Below are 13,920 nucleotides of genomic sequence, written 5' to 3'. Positions count from 1 at the left end.
TTCTATTCGCCGAACTCTGTTCTATTCACCGAGCGCGTCTTCGAGCAAGGCGGCAAGCTGGGCGAGATGCTTCGACATCAACCCGGTCGCCGGCGACGCGGCGGCCGGCCGGCCGGTATAGCGCACCCGCTGGTGCTTGGCGTCGATATGCGCCAGCACCCATTCCAGATACGGATCGATGAACGACCAGGCGCCCATATTCTTGGGCTCCTCCTGGCACCAGACCATCTCGGCGTTGCGGAAGCGTGACAGTTCGGTGATCAGCGCCTTGGCCGGGAACGGATAGAGCTGTTCGACGCGCAGCAGGTAGATGTCGTTGATGCCGCGCTTCTCGCGCTCCTCGTAGAGGTCGTAATAGACCTTGCCCGAGCAGAGCACGACGCGGCGAATCTTCGAATCCTTGGTGAGCTTGATCGCCTGGCCGGGGAGTTGCTGGGCATCGTCCCACAACAGCCGGTGGAACGCGCTTTCGCCCGACATCTCCGGCAGTGTCGACACCGCCCGCTTGTGGCGCAGCAGCGACTTCGGCGTCATCAGGATCAGCGGCTTGCGGAAATCCCGCTTCAACTGCCGGCGCAGGATGTGGAAGTAGTTGGCCGGCGTCGTGCAGTAGGCCACTTGCATGTTATCTTCGGCGCAAAGCTGCAGGAATCGCTCGAGCCTGGCCGACGAATGTTCCGGCCCCTGGCCTTCATAGCCATGCGGCAACAGGCAGACGAGGCCCGACATTCTGAGCCACTTGCGCTCGCCCGACGAGATGAACTGGTCGAACACCACCTGGGCGCCGTTGGCGAAATCGCCGAACTGCGCTTCCCAAAGCGTCAGCGCCTTCGGCTCGGCCAGGCTGTAGCCATATTCGAAGCCGAGCACGGCCTCTTCCGACAGCATCGAGTTGATGACCTCGAAACCGGCCTGCGCCGCCGACAGATTGTTGAGCGGGATGTAGCGTGTCTCGTCGCGCTGGTCGTAGAGCACGGAGTGGCGTTGCGAGAACGTACCGCGCTCCGAATCCTGTCCGGACAGCCGGACCGGATTGCCGTCGAGCAGGATGGCGCCGAAGGCCAGCGCCTCGGCCGTCGACCAGTCGATGCCTTCGCCCGACTCGATCGCCTGGCGGCGGTTCTCGAGAAACCGCATGATCGTCCTGTGCGCCTCGAATTCCTTCGGCACCTCGGTCAGCTTCTTGCCGATTTCCTTCAGCGTCTTGACCGGCACGGCGGTTTTGCCGCGCCGCTGTTCGTCCTGGTTGTCGGCTGTGCGCAGGCCCGACCAGGCGCCATCCAGCCAGTCGGCCTTGTTGGGCTTATAGTGCTGGCCGACCTCGAATTCCTGCTCGAGATGTGCCCGCCAGTCGGCCTTCAGCTTGTCGAATTCGGCCTGGCCGATATGGCCTTCGGCGATCAGCCGGTCGGCATAGATCTGCACCGTCGTCTTATGGTTGCGGATGTTGCGATACATGATCGGCTGGGTGAAGGCCGGTTCGTCGCCCTCATTGTGGCCGAAGCGGCGGTAGCAGAACATGTCGACCACGACAGGCTTGTGGAACCTCATGCGGAATTCGATGGCCACCTTGGTGGCATGGACCACGGCTTCCGGATCGTCGCCATTGACGTGGAAGATCGGCGCCTCGATCATCTTGGCGACATCCGACGGATAGGGCGACGAGCGCGAAAAGCGCGGGTTGGTGGTGAAGCCGATCTGGTTGTTGATGATGAAGTGCAGCGTGCCGGCGACGCGGTGGCCGCGCAAGCCGGACAAGCCGAGGATTTCGGCAATCACGCCCTGGCCGGCAAAGGCGGCGTCACCATGCAGGAGCAGCGGCAGCACCTTGGCGCGCTCTTCCAGCGGCACGATCTCTTCGCGGCTGCGGCCGAACAGAGAGTCCTGCTTGGCCCGCGCCTTGCCCATCACCACCGGATCGACGATTTCCAGGTGCGATGGATTGGCGGTCAGCGACAGGTGCACCTTGTTGCCGTCGAACTCGCGGTCCGACGAAGCACCAAGATGGTACTTCACGTCGCCCGAGCCCTCGACCTCGTCGGGCGCGGCCGAGCCGCCCTTGAACTCGTGGAAGATGGCGCGGTGCGGCTTGGCCATCACCTGGGAGAGCACGTTCAGCCGGCCGCGATGCGCCATGCCGAGCACGATCTCCTTCATGCCGAGCTGGCCGCCGCGCTTGACGATCTGCTCCAGCGCCGGGATCAGCGCCTCGGCGCCGTCGAGGCCGAAGCGCTTGGTGCCCTTGTACTTGACGTCGATGAACTGCTCGAAGCCTTCCGCCTCGACCAGCTTCTGCAGGATCGCCTTCTTGCCGGCGGCGGTGAAGGAGATCTCCTTGTCGGTGCCCTCGATGCGCGCTTGGATCCAGGCCTTCTCCTCGGGATCGGAAATATGCATGAACTCGACGCCGAGCGTCGAGCAATAGGTGCGGGTCAGGATGTCGAGCATCTGCCGGATGGTGCCGAATTCGAGCCCGAGCACATTGTCGAGGAAGATCGGGCGGTCGTAGTCGGCGGCGGTGAAGCCGTAGTTTTCCGGCGACAGCTCATTGTAATCCTCGAGCTTGGCGATGCCGAGCGGGTCGAGATTGGCGTGCAAATGGCCACGCATGCGGTAGGCGCGGATCATCATGATGGCGCGCACGGAATCGCGCGTCGCCTGATGGACGTCGGCGTCGGACAGGGTGACCCCGTTTATCACCGCCCTGTTCTGGACCTTCTTCTCGATGTGCTTCTCGACGATGCCCCAATCGCCGTCGAGCGCCGACACCAGTTCGCCATTGGCCTGCAGCGGCCACGAGGGCTTGGCCCATGAGGCGCCCTTGGCATTCTTGCGGACATCGCCGGCGTCGTCCTTCAGCGCCGCGAAGAAATCCTGCCATTCGGGATCGACCGAAGAGGGATCGTCCTCATAGGCGGCGTAGAGCGCGTCGATGTAGTCGGCATTGCCGCCATAGAGAAAAGAGGTAAGCGAAAATTGGTCGTTGGCCTGATCTTGTCTTGCCATTTTTTCCGCGGAGCCTTGGCTCCGTCTCCTGTTTTGGAAGGGAGTAGGGCAGTAAGGGAGTAGGGCAGTAGGGAAAACCAGGCACTAGCCATCGTTCGTCCCGTTCTTCCTATTCCCCTACTCCCATACTGCCCTACTCCCTTACTGCCTTAACCTTTTATCGCTTCGACCAGCGTCGTGCCGAGCCGAGCCGGCGACGGCGAAACCTTAATTCCGGCCGATTCCATCGCCGCGATCTTGTCCTCGGCGCCGCCCTTGCCGCCGGAGATGACCGCGCCGGCATGACCCATGGTGCGGCCGGCCGGGGCCGTGCGTCCGGCGATGAAACCGGCCATCGGCTTCTTGCGGCCACGCTTGGCTTCGTCCTTGAGGAACTGCGCGGCGTCTTCCTCGGCCGAGCCGCCGATCTCGCCGATCATGATGATCGACTGGGTCTCGTCGTCGGCGAGGAACATCTCCAGCACGTCGATGAACTCCGTGCCTTTGACGGGGTCGCCACCGATGCCGACGGCGGTGGTCTGGCCGAGACCGACATTGGTGGTCTGGAACACTGCCTCATAGGTAAGCGTTCCCGAGCGGGAAACAACGCCGACCGAGCCCTTGCGGAAGATGTTGCCGGGCATGATGCCGATCTTGCATTCGTTGGGGGTCAGGACGCCGGGGCAGTTGGGACCGATCAGCCGCGATGTCGAGCGGTCGAGCCGCGCCTTGACCTTGATCATGTCGATCACCGGGATGCCCTCGGTGATGCAGATGATCAGCGGGATCTCGGCTTCGATCGCTTCCAGGATCGCCTCGGCGGCGCCCGCCGGCGGCACATAGACGACAGATGCATTGGCGCCGGTCTTCGCCTTGCCTTCAGCGACGGTGGAAAAGATCGGCAAGCTCTCGCCCGCGGCGCCGGTCCACGTCTCGCCACCCTTCTTCGGGTGGATGCCGCCGACCATTTTTGTCCCGTGATAGGCCAGCGCCTGTTCGGTATGGAACGTGCCGGTCTTGCCGGTCAGGCCCTGCACGAGCACCTTGGTGTTCTTGTCGACGAGAATGGACATTTTTTAGCGACCTGATCAGTGAGTGCGGAAGGGGTTGACGGCGACCACGGATCCGTAGGCCTGCCCGTGGTTGAGGTCTTCGGTGTAAAGTGTCTTGACGCCAAGGCGCTCGGCGGCGGCGATGATTGCGCCATCCCAATATGAAATCTGGTAGCGTTGCGAGTTCTCGATCCCCCGCATGACGACTGCGCTGTCTAAATCCTGGCAGGGCTTCATGGAGATCGCGGCGACCCACTCAGCCGCCTTGGCTGGTGGCAAAGTGACATCCGCTCGTTTGGTCACGTTCACATAGAACTCCTGCAGCACCTGTGCGGAGGTCGAATAGTCTTCCGTGGCAATCAACTCCACGGCGCGCTCGTACTTGGCGCGCTCAGATTTGTGTCCGATGGCGGCATAGACGAGCACGTTGGTGTCGAGGAAGCACTCAGCGGTCATAGAGAGCTTCCCGGTTCCACTTCTTGCCGCCCATGTCGCCTGCCGCCTCGCGGGCAAGGTTCAGCAGGGCTTGCCGTGCCTCGTCCTTGGCGCGCCGCTTCGCGGCCACTGTCGCGAAAAACTCCCGCACCATGGCGTTGACGGTCGTTCGCTGTTCGGCAGCCGTCAGCTTGACCTGCTCCAGAACCTCGTCCTCGACCGCCAGCGTGATGTTCTTCATTCTCTTTTCTCCTGCAAATTCCACACAGTATATGTGTAACTGTGTGGCATTCGCAAGTTCCTACAGCCGCTTGAGATCGGCGACGGTGAGGTCACTTTTGGCGTTGCCGGTGTTGAGCGTCGTCGCCGGCTCGAACATCAGCACCACCGGCTCCTCGCTCAGCGAGCGCGGCCGGTGCTCGACGGCGCGCGGCACGACGATGAACTCGCCGCTGCCAAGCTCCACCGTGCCGTCGCGAAAATCGATGGCGATGCGGCCGCGCAGCACCAGGAACGCTTCGTCCTCGTTGTCGTGCGCGTGCCAGTCGAAGACATCGCCGAACTTGGCGATCTTGACCTGGGCGTCATTGACGTCACCGGCGATATGCGGATCGAAGACCTGTTTGATCTTCTGATCCGCCGCCTCGACCAGATTTATCTTGTGCGGAGGCACCAGATCAGCCCTTCACCGCCGCCACGATTTTCTTGGCCGCGTCGTCGAGGTCATCGGCCGAGACGACGTTGAGCCCGCTGTCGTTGATGATCTTCTTGCCGAGTTCGGCATTGGTGCCTTCCAGCCGCACCACCAGCGGCACTTGCAGGCCGACTTCCTTGACCGCCGCGATAACGCCCTCAGCGATGATGTCGCACTTCATGATGCCGCCGAAGATGTTGATCAGGATGCCTTTGACCGCCGGATCCTTGGTGATGATCTTGAACGCCGCCGTCACCTTCTCCTTCGACGCACCGCCGCCGACATCGAGGAAGTTGGCGGGCTCGGCGCCATAGAGCTTGATGATATCCATCGTCGCCATGGCAAGGCCGGCGCCATTGACCATGCAGCCGATATTGCCGTCGAGCGCGACATAGGCGAGGTCGTATTTCGACGCCTCGATCTCCTTCTCGTCCTCTTCGGTAATGTCGCGCAGTTCCATCACGTCGGGATGGCGGAACAGCGCGTTGTTGTCGAACGACACTTTTGCGTCGAGCACGCGCAACCGGCCATTCTTCATGACGATCAGCGGATTGACCTCGAGCAGGCTCATGTCCTTTTCGACGAAGGCTTTGTAGAGGATCGGGAACAACGTCTCGCCGTCCTTGGCGGCGTCGCCGTCGAGCTTCAGCGCGCCGTTGAGTTCTTTCAAATCATCCGCCGTTATGCCTTTTTCCGGGTCGATGGCGACGGTGATGATCTTTTCCGGCGTGTCGTGGGCGACCGCCTCGATGTCCATGCCGCCCTCGGTCGAAACGACGAAAGCGATGCGGCCGACGGAGCGATCGACCAGCAGCGACAGATAGAGCTCGCGCTCGATGTCGGCGCCATCCTCGATGTAGAGGCGGTTGACCTGCTTGCCCGAGGGGCCGGTCTGCTTGGTGACCAGCGTGTGGCCAAGCATTTCCTTGGCGTTGGCGACGACCTCGGCCACCGATTTCGCCAGCCTGACGCCGCCCTTGGCGTCGGGGCCAAGCTCCCTGAACTTGCCCTTGCCGCGGCCGCCGGCATGGATTTGGCTTTTCACCACATAGAGCGGGCCGGGCAGTGCCTTGGCGGCGGCTTCCGCCTCGCTTGCCCTAAACACCGGCACGCCTTCGGCCACCGGTGCGCCAAAGCCCTTCAGCAGCGCCTTGCCCTGATATTCATGGATGTTCATGCGCGTTGTCTCCAGATCACTTTACTGGCGAGTCACTTGGCGGCGGATCATTTGGCGGCGAGTTGCGGAGCGATCTTGACGCAAGCCTCGCACAGGCCCTGCACCGCCGCCACCGAATTGTCGAACATCTTCTGCTCGGCCTTGCCGAGCTCGATCTCGATGACGCGCTCGACACCGCCGGCGCCGATCACCACCGGCACGCCGACATAGGTGTTCTTGACACCATACTGGCCGGAGAGATGCGCAGCACAGGGCAGCACGCGCTTCTTGTCCTTGAGATAGGCTTCGGCCATGGCGATCGCCGAGGCGGCCGGTGCGTAGAAGGCCGAGCCGGTCTTGAGCAGGCCGACGATCTCGGCGCCGCCGTCGCGGGTGCGCTGCACGATCTGGTCGAGCTTTTCCTTCGAGGTCCAGCCCATCTTGATGAGGTCGGGCAGCGGGATGCCGGCAACCGTCGAATAGCGGATCATCGGCACCATGGAATCGCCATGGCCGCCGAGCACGAAGGCGGTGACGTCCTCGACCGACACCTTGAATTCTTCGGCCAGGAAATAGCGAAAGCGCGAACTGTCGAGCACGCCGGCCATGCCCACGACATGGCTCTTCGGCAGGCCGGAAAACTTCTGCAGCGCCCAGACCATGGCGTCGAGCGGGTTGGTGATGCAGATGACGAAGGCTTTCGGCGCGTATTTCTTGAGACCCGCGCCAACCTGCTCCATGACCTTCAGATTGATGCCGAGAAGGTCGTCGCGGCTCATGCCGGGCTTGCGCGGCACACCGGCGGTGACGATGCAGACGTCGGCACCCTCTATGCCGGCATAATCGTTGACGCCGGTCAGCCTGGAATCGAACCCATCGACCGGCGACGACTGCGCGATATCCAGCCCTTTGCCTTGCGGGATGCCCTCGGCGATATCGAACAGCACAACGTCGCCGAGATCCTTGAGGCCGATCATGTGGGCGAGCGTGCCGCCGATCATGCCCGAGCCGATGAGCGCTATCTTGTTGCGTGCCATGTCAGGATGTTTTCCCTTTAGGACTGTGACGGCGCCCCAAATCCCTTAACGAATTGGATGACGGCGTCGAGGAAGGAGGCCGGAATGCGGCGGGGAAGCCGCGAAGATTTCGCCGCACCCAATAGCCCCGGCGCATAGAATATTCAAACGATTATTTTGGAGTGAGATTTTTCAATCGGTTGGATGGGTTGGGATTTACGTAAACGTCAAAAGAATTGAGCCGACTTGGGAAAGTTACGCAATGAAGATGGAAACAAGAAGGCTGTTTTCCGGCGATGACGCCCTTGTGATGCGGGTCGCCGAAGATGTGTTCGATGAACCGGTCAGGCTGGATCGGTTGGCAGCGTATCTCCGCGAACCCGGTCATTTCATGATCGTGGCATTGGCCGGTGGCACAGTCGTCGGCCAATGCGCGGCCGTCATCCACCGCCACCCGGACAAGGTGAGCGAACTCTACATCGACGAAGTCGGCGTGGCGCCGGCCTTCCAGCGCCAGGCCATAGCGACGAAGATGCTCGACGCCATGTTTGAGCTCGGCCGGGAGCATGGCTGCGAGGAGGCCTGGGTCGGCACCGAGCCGGACAATGTGGCGGCCCAGGCGCTTTATGAGTCGCGCAAGCAGCCGCACGGGCCGAGGCGACATCTGATCTCCCCCCTTGAGGGGCCCTTGAGGGGGAGATGTCCGGCAGGACAGAGGGGGTGTGCCGGAACGCTACGAAACGAGGTTCAGGCCCGATCCTGCCTCGCCTCCGCAGGCACCACCCGCGCCTTCTGCCTCTCCACCCAGTCTTCCAGCCATTCGTGGCTCTGCATCTCGATCAGCCGCGACGCGGTGCGCTCGAACTCGAAGACCTCGTTGCCGCGCCTAGCCGTATACAGCTCCGCTGGCGGTGCGGCGGCGCTCACCACCAGCCGCACATGATGGTCGTAGAGCGTGTCGATCAGCAGGATGAAGCGCTTCGCCTCGTTGCGCATGCCTTCGCCAAGCACCGGCACATGATCGATAAAGACGGTCGAGAAGCGGCCGGCAATCGCCAGGAAATCTCGGGCACCGAGCGGGTTTTCGCAGAGATCGGCAAAGGAAAACCGCGCCGCTTCGCCGGCGGCGCGCGGCACGACGACCTGCCGGCCCTTTACCGTCAGGGCTGCTGCCTGCGTCGGCCTGCCATGCGTCATCACTTTCCAGGCCTCGTCGAGGACAGCATCGGCGGCGGCATCGGCAGGGGTGACATAGACCGGCAGGCGGCTGAGCTTGTCCAGCCGATAGTCCTTGTCGGCATCGAGGGCAATCACCTGCGCATGCCGCTCCAGGATGCCGATGAAGGGAAGGAAAAGCTTGCGGTTCAAGCCGTCGCCGTAGAGATCCTGCGGCGCGACATTGGACGTGGCGACCAGCACGACGCCGTTGGCAAACAGCGCCGAGAACAGCCGCGACAGGATCATCGCATCGGCGATGTCGGTGACGGAAAACTCGTCGAAGCACAGCACCCAGGCTTCCTCGGCCAACGCGCGGGCCACCGGCGCGATCGGGTCGTCTTCCCTGACGGTGCCCTCTTTACGCGCCTGCCGGTGCTTCTGGATGCGGTCCTGCACATCGGCCATGAAGTCGTTGAAATGCACACGGCGCTTGCGCCGGACCGGCACCAGCTCGAAGAACATGTCCATCAGCATGGTCTTGCCACGGCCGACGCCGCCGTGGATATAGAGGCCCTTGACGGCCTCGCGCGTCTCGCGCTTGCGAGCGAACAGCCAGCCCAGCGCGCTCGATTTGTGCGCCAGCCGTTTTGCCGAAATCTCGTCGATCAACCGATCGAGTGCCGCGACGACCCGCTCCTGCGCCGGATCGCGGTCGATCACGCCCGTATCGACCCAATGGTCGTAACGCTGCCGGACGGTCGCATGGGTCTGAAGGCCGTCACGCAGATGCATCGGTCACGTCGTTCCGGAGCAATTCCAAGAAAAATGTGTAGCGGTTTTCTGTCCGGAATTGCGTAAAAACAAAGAGAGCAATTCCGGGAAAAGCGTGTAGCGGTTTTCGGAATCGCGTAAAAACAATAAGGGCGGGCGGGTCAGCCTCTTGTAAGCGAGATCGGCAGGCCGTTGGAAGTCTGGCCGTCGAATTTCTCTCCGCCCGAGGAATAGAGCCGTGCCAGCGTGCCGCCGTTCGCGTCGTACAGCGTCAACTGCTTGCCGGCGACGTTCCAGGATTTGATGCCGTCGATCGGTGCCGGGCAATGCAGTGGTCCAGCCCGATAGCCGGAGCCGAATTTGGTTTGCGGCGTCGCCACCTGGCAGCTCTGGCCGGACACGCTGGCCTTCCACACGCCGGCGACGCTGCTTGCGGTAAGATCCGGGGCTCCGGCCGGAGCCGTTCCGTCCGGCGGCAGCGAGGCGACCTGCGGGTTTAGCGTGCCTTGCGGCGCCGTCGGAAATTTCGACGGGTCGGCGGTGCCAGGCGACGCCGGCGGCGGCAGCTGGTTTGCGGTCACCTTGCCGGAGGGCGCGGCTTGCAGCGGCGCCGGCTGCTGGTCCATCGGCGAGAACCGTGACGTTGAACAGCCGCTCGCAAAGAGCGCGGCCAGCGATACGGCCAGCAGACCGGTTTTCGAAAAATTCATTTCAAACCTCCGTCGGATCCGGCCGGGCTGCCGTCCGCACAATATCCCCCTTACCAAGACGGAGAAGGTGGCAAAATTTCAACCCTGTATGGTTAAAATAGCATTTGCGGCGGCACCTGTTGCAACTTTGCCACAAATGCGTGCCGCCCGAAAACCTGTCCTGGGGGTCTGACGCGAGACTGCGCAGCGGTTTGCCAGGACAGGCCTGCCCCTGGCGTCCGGCCGCCAAATGCTTGCGCCAGCCCGCTTCGGTCCTATCTCTGATGAAACCGAACCTTGCCGGAGGCGAAATCTTGGCTGCGAGGAAAAGGGCGGCCAACCGCTACTATAGCGGGCCGCCCAGCGATCATTTCGACGGCACCTTGTTCTTCAATCCCAACGGCAAGTTGCCTGCCCGCTTTTCCGATCTTTTGAAGTGGCAGCTGGGCGGCGAACGCTCGAAATGGCCGTCGGCGAATCCAAGTCCGTTTCATCAGGCGACACCGGCCAAACGGATCGACGGCTCCGAACTGAGGCTGACCATGGTCGGCCATTCCACGCTGCTCATCCAGACAGCCGGCCTGAACATCCTCACCGACCCGGTCTGGTCGCGGCGCGCCTCGCCGCTCCCCTTTGCCGGGCCGAAACGGGTCAATCCGCCCAGCATCGCCTTTTCCAGTCTGCCGCCGATCGATCTCGTATTGGTCAGCCATAACCACTACGACCATCTGGACCTCGCCACGCTGAAGCGGCTGAAGACAAAGCACGACCCGCTGGTGCTGACGCCGCTCGGCAACGACGCCATCATCGACGATGGCGTTCCCGGAATGCGGCTTTCCGTGCATGACTGGGGCGAGCGGGTCGAGATCGGCAAGGACGTCGCCGTCCATGTCGAGCCGGTGCACCACTGGTCGGCGCGCGGCACCCGCGACCGGCGCATGGCGCTGTGGGCGGGTTTTGTGGTCGAGACGCCGGGCGGAAAGGTCTATTTCGCCGGCGACACCGGTTTCCACGATGGCATCAACTACCGGCTGATGGCCGCAAGGCACGGCGGCTTCCGCCTCGCCATCCTGCCGATCGGCGCCTACGAGCCGCGCTGGTTCATGGCGCCACACCACCAGAACCCGGAGGAGGCGGTGCAAGGCATGCTGTTGTGCAACGCCGACTATGCCGCCGGCTGCCATTGGGGCACGTTCCGGCTCACCAACGAGCCGATCGACGAGCCGGCAAGAAAGCTGGGCGAGGCCCTCAACGATCAAGGTGTCCCGCAAGAACGCTTTCGCGCCCTGCGTCCCGGCGAAGTCTGGGACGTGCCGGCGCTCTAGGCTGGCGACCCGGCCCCCCAGAGGCCCCCGGGGGAACCCGGACGTCGTAAACGCGTTGGTGGTGGTCCACAACCGTCGGCTGCGAGGGATTTCCCATGATCAAATGGATTGTGATTCTTCTGATAATCGCGGCCGCGGCCAGCCTGCTCGGCATGCCGGCATTGGCCGGAGCCGCTGCCACCGGCGCCCGCATTCTCATCGGCATCGTGCTGATCATCTTCCTGCTGGTCATGCTTGGCGTCTTCGCTGTGGCGTAGACGCATCGGCCCGAAAATCGGAATCGATTTTCAGAAGGCACGATGCGCGGGTTCAAAATGTCGGAGCGCACTTTGTGCGTCCAAGTCGACGCACGGCGCGCTGGCGTCTCGCACTGGTAATTCCGGCCGCTATCCGCCATATAGGCGCCAAACCGGCATGAGACCTTTCGATCCATGGCAAGCACTGCCCCCTTCGCCAAGATGAACGGCATCGGCAACGAAATCATCGTTGCCGACATGCGCGGTCGCGCCGACCGGGTGGCGCCGGCTGCCGCCCTTGCGCTCAATGCCGATGCCGCGACGAAGTTCGATCAGATCATGGCGATCCACGACGCCAGAACGCCGGGCACTGCCTTTTTCATCGACATCCTGAATTCCGACGGAACCGGCGCGCAGGCCTGCGGCAACGGCATGCGCTGCGTGGTGCAGGCACTTGCCGCCGAGACCGGCCAGAAGACATTCGCCTTCGAGACCGTCGCCGGCATCCTCAACGCCGAAGAACATGCCGACGGGCTGATCTCGGTCGACATGGGCAAGCCGCGTTTTGGCTGGCAGGATATTCCGCTCGCCGAGGAATTCCGCGATACCCGCATGATCGAGCTGCAGGTCGGCCCGATCGACGCGCCGGTGCTGCACTCGCCCTCGGTCGTGTCGATGGGCAATCCGCACGCCATCTTCTGGGTCGACCGCGACGTCTGGTCCTATGAGCTCGACCGCTTCGGTCCGCTGCTCGAAAACCACCCGATCTTCCCCGAACGAGCCAACATCACCATCGCGCGGGTGACCTCGACCGAGACGATGGTCATCCGCACCTGGGAGCGCGGCGCCGGCCTGACCAAGGCCTGCGGCACGGCGGCTTGTGCCGCCGTCGTCGCCGCGGCGCGCACCAGGCGGACCGGACGCAGCGTCTCCCTGGTGACGCCCGGCGGCGGCTCCTTGCATGTCGAGTGGCGCGGCGACGACCACGTCATCCTCACCGGTGCCGCCGAATGGGAATTTTCCGGCAGCTTCGACCCGGCGACCGGCGTGTGGGCCCGCGACACCGAAAGCGCCGCTTGATGGCCGCTCTTGCCAAGGGCCCCGCTCTTCCCAAAGGTGTTGACGTCGTCACCTTCGGCTGCCGGCTGAACACCTATGAATCCGAGGTGATGCGGCGAGAGGCGGAAAGTGCCGGCCTTGGCGCGCTGGAAGGCGGCGCCATCATCTTCAACACCTGCGCCGTCACCGGCGAGGCGGTGCGCCAGGCAAAACAGTCGATCCGCAAGGCCCGCCGCGAGAATCCGGCCGCCCGCATCATCGTCACCGGCTGCGCCGCGCAGACCGAGCCGCAGAATTTCGTCGCCATGGACGAGGTCGATCTCGTCCTTGGCAACGAGGAAAAGCTGAAGGCGCATTCCTATCGCGCGCTGCCGGATTTCGGCGTCAACGACACCGAGAAGGCTCGCGTCAACGATATCTTTTCGGTGCGCGAGACGGCCGGCCACATGGTCGACGCCATCGAAGGCCGGGCGCGGGCGTTCGTCCAGGTTCAGAACGGCTGCGACCACCGCTGCACCTTCTGCATCATCCCCTATGGCCGCGGCAATTCGCGCTCGGTGCCGATGGGCGCCGTGGTCGAGCAGGTCAAGCGGCTGAGCGGCAATGGCTATGCCGAGATCGTGCTGACCGGCGTCGACATGACCAGTTTCGGCGCCGACCTGCCGGGCAGCCCGAAACTCGGCAAATTGGTCAAGACAATCCTGAAGCAGGTGCCTGACGTGACACGCCTGCGCCTTTCCTCGATCGATTCGATCGAGGCTGACGACGATCTGCTCCAAGCCATCGCCACCGAGCCTCGGCTGATGCCGCATCTGCATCTGTCGCTGCAGTCCGGTGACGACATGATCCTGAAGCGGATGAAGCGCCGGCACAACCGGGATCAGTCGATCCGTTTTTGCCAGGATTTGCGCAAATTGCGTCCCGGCATCGTCTTCGGCGCCGACATCATCGCCGGCTTCCCGACCGAGACGGACGCCATGTTCGAAAAATCGTTGGAGATCGTCGAGGAATGCGGGCTGACGCATCTCCACGTTTTTCCGTTTTCGCCGCGCGAAGGCACCCCCGCCGCGCGCATGCCGCAGCTTCGCCGCGAACTGGTCAAGCAGCGTGCGGCACGGCTGCGCGCCGCCGGTGACACCGCCTATCGCAGCCACCTTTCCTCGCTCGCCGGAACACGCCAGTCGATCCTGATCGAGCGCGACGGGCTCGGCCGCACCGAAGGGTTTACGCTTGCCGCGATCTCCGAGGGTGCGCCGGGCGAAATCGTTAAGGCTGATATCGCCGGCGATGACGGTGTCAGACTGATCGCGGCGCCGCTTGCCGCCCGCGCCGCCTGAGACGCTA

At 63.2% G+C, this 13,920-nt stretch carries 13 protein-coding genes and 1 pseudogene; 5 read left to right on the top strand and 9 right to left on the bottom strand.

All coding sequences use genetic code 11. The features are described from left to right. Positions 1–21 precede the first annotated feature (21 nt). The 7 genes from AC0L3O_RS12330 to mdh form a co-directional block, all read right to left on the bottom strand. Entirely contained in the window at positions 22–3,006 is a 2,985-nt protein-coding gene (locus AC0L3O_RS12330; protein ID WP_473615707.1) for a 2-oxoglutarate dehydrogenase E1 component, read from the bottom strand. 149 nt (positions 3,007–3,155) lie between these two features. Then, positions 3,156–4,058, bottom strand: coding sequence for a succinate--CoA ligase subunit alpha (gene sucD, locus AC0L3O_RS12325; protein ID WP_023803366.1), 903 nt, complete (start codon positions 4,056–4,058; stop codon positions 3,156–3,158). 15 nt (positions 4,059–4,073) lie between these two features. Continuing rightward, the gene (locus AC0L3O_RS12320) at positions 4,074–4,493 is read right to left on the bottom strand and encodes a PIN domain-containing protein (protein WP_473615706.1); all 420 of its coding nucleotides are present in this window, start codon (positions 4,491–4,493) and stop codon (positions 4,074–4,076) included. Then, positions 4,483–4,713 (bottom strand): hypothetical protein, encoded by a 231-nt coding sequence (locus AC0L3O_RS12315; RefSeq protein ID WP_292432382.1) that lies wholly within the window; start codon positions 4,711–4,713, stop codon positions 4,483–4,485. The genes AC0L3O_RS12320 and AC0L3O_RS12315 overlap by 11 nt, the downstream gene beginning before the upstream one ends. A gap of 60 nt (positions 4,714–4,773) precedes the next feature. After that, positions 4,774–5,145 (bottom strand): cupin domain-containing protein, encoded by a 372-nt coding sequence (locus AC0L3O_RS12310; RefSeq protein WP_473615704.1) that lies wholly within the window; start codon positions 5,143–5,145, stop codon positions 4,774–4,776. Between the two features lie 4 nt (positions 5,146–5,149). Next, positions 5,150–6,343 carry an ADP-forming succinate--CoA ligase subunit beta gene (gene sucC, locus AC0L3O_RS12305; protein ID WP_473615703.1) on the bottom strand — a complete coding sequence of 398 codons (1,194 nt, stop codon included), beginning with the start codon at positions 6,341–6,343 and terminating at the stop codon, positions 5,150–5,152. Positions 6,344–6,390: 47 nt separating this feature from the next. Then, entirely contained in the window at positions 6,391–7,359 is a 969-nt protein-coding gene (mdh, locus tag AC0L3O_RS12300) for a malate dehydrogenase (RefSeq protein WP_027153710.1), read from the bottom strand. Positions 7,360–7,600: 241 nt separating this feature from the next. Here mdh and AC0L3O_RS12295 point away from each other — a divergent pair. After that, positions 7,601–7,912, top strand: a pseudogene (locus tag AC0L3O_RS12295) (GNAT family N-acetyltransferase); the annotation flags it as partial. Between the two features lie 173 nt (positions 7,913–8,085). On the opposite strand, the gene zapE reads toward AC0L3O_RS12295, so the two are convergent. Further along, the gene (gene zapE / locus AC0L3O_RS12290; RefSeq protein ID WP_473615702.1) at positions 8,086–9,288 is read right to left on the bottom strand and encodes a cell division protein ZapE; all 1,203 of its coding nucleotides are present in this window, start codon (positions 9,286–9,288) and stop codon (positions 8,086–8,088) included. Positions 9,289–9,428: 140 nt separating this feature from the next. Beyond that, positions 9,429–9,977 carry a protease inhibitor Inh/omp19 family protein gene (locus tag AC0L3O_RS12285; RefSeq protein ID WP_027153708.1) on the bottom strand — a complete coding sequence of 183 codons (549 nt, stop codon included), beginning with the start codon at positions 9,975–9,977 and terminating at the stop codon, positions 9,429–9,431. Positions 9,978–10,270: 293 nt separating this feature from the next. On the opposite strand from AC0L3O_RS12285, the gene AC0L3O_RS12280 reads away from it, so the two are divergent. From AC0L3O_RS12280 to mtaB, 4 genes are all read left to right on the top strand, one after another. Beyond that, the gene (locus tag AC0L3O_RS12280; RefSeq protein WP_473615700.1) at positions 10,271–11,281 is read left to right on the top strand and encodes an MBL fold metallo-hydrolase; all 1,011 of its coding nucleotides are present in this window, start codon (positions 10,271–10,273) and stop codon (positions 11,279–11,281) included. A 95-nt stretch (positions 11,282–11,376) separates the two neighbouring features. Then, entirely contained in the window at positions 11,377–11,538 is a 162-nt protein-coding gene (locus AC0L3O_RS12275) for a DUF1328 family protein (RefSeq protein WP_128175373.1), read from the top strand. Between the two features lie 174 nt (positions 11,539–11,712). Continuing rightward, a complete protein-coding gene (gene dapF, locus AC0L3O_RS12270; protein ID WP_287248237.1) occupies positions 11,713–12,597 on the top strand; it encodes a diaminopimelate epimerase in 885 nt (294 codons plus the stop codon). Beyond that, positions 12,597–13,913 carry a tRNA (N(6)-L-threonylcarbamoyladenosine(37)-C(2))-methylthiotransferase MtaB gene (gene mtaB / locus AC0L3O_RS12265; RefSeq protein WP_473615699.1) on the top strand — a complete coding sequence of 439 codons (1,317 nt, stop codon included), beginning with the start codon at positions 12,597–12,599 and terminating at the stop codon, positions 13,911–13,913. The genes dapF and mtaB overlap by 1 nt, the downstream gene beginning before the upstream one ends. Positions 13,914–13,920 lie beyond the last annotated feature (7 nt).

Source organism: Mesorhizobium sp. WSM4810, assembly GCF_055811235.1.
This window is presented reverse-complemented; position numbering and strand designations above follow the sequence as displayed.

Excerpts from the sequence above, each read along its gene's own strand:
- AC0L3O_RS12330 (WP_473615707.1), bottom strand. The coding sequence starts at position 3,006 with ATGGCAAGACAAGATCAGGCCAACGACCAATTTTCGCTTACCTCTTTT.
- sucD (WP_023803366.1), bottom strand. The coding sequence starts at position 4,058 with ATGTCCATTCTCGTCGACAAGAACACCAAGGTGCTCGTGCAGGGCCTG.
- AC0L3O_RS12320 (WP_473615706.1), bottom strand. The coding sequence starts at position 4,493 with ATGACCGCTGAGTGCTTCCTCGACACCAACGTGCTCGTCTATGCCGCC.
- AC0L3O_RS12315 (WP_292432382.1), bottom strand. The coding sequence starts at position 4,713 with ATGAAGAACATCACGCTGGCGGTCGAGGACGAGGTTCTGGAGCAGGTC.
- sucC (WP_473615703.1), bottom strand. The coding sequence starts at position 6,343 with ATGAACATCCATGAATATCAGGGCAAGGCGCTGCTGAAGGGCTTTGGC.
- mdh (WP_027153710.1), bottom strand. The coding sequence starts at position 7,359 with ATGGCACGCAACAAGATAGCGCTCATCGGCTCGGGCATGATCGGCGGC.
- zapE (WP_473615702.1), bottom strand. The coding sequence starts at position 9,288 with ATGCATCTGCGTGACGGCCTTCAGACCCATGCGACCGTCCGGCAGCGT.
- AC0L3O_RS12285 (WP_027153708.1), bottom strand. The coding sequence starts at position 9,977 with ATGAATTTTTCGAAAACCGGTCTGCTGGCCGTATCGCTGGCCGCGCTC.
- AC0L3O_RS12275 (WP_128175373.1), top strand. The coding sequence starts at position 11,377 with ATGATCAAATGGATTGTGATTCTTCTGATAATCGCGGCCGCGGCCAGC.
- dapF (WP_287248237.1), top strand. The coding sequence starts at position 11,713 with ATGGCAAGCACTGCCCCCTTCGCCAAGATGAACGGCATCGGCAACGAA.
- mtaB (WP_473615699.1), top strand. The coding sequence starts at position 12,597 with ATGGCCGCTCTTGCCAAGGGCCCCGCTCTTCCCAAAGGTGTTGACGTC.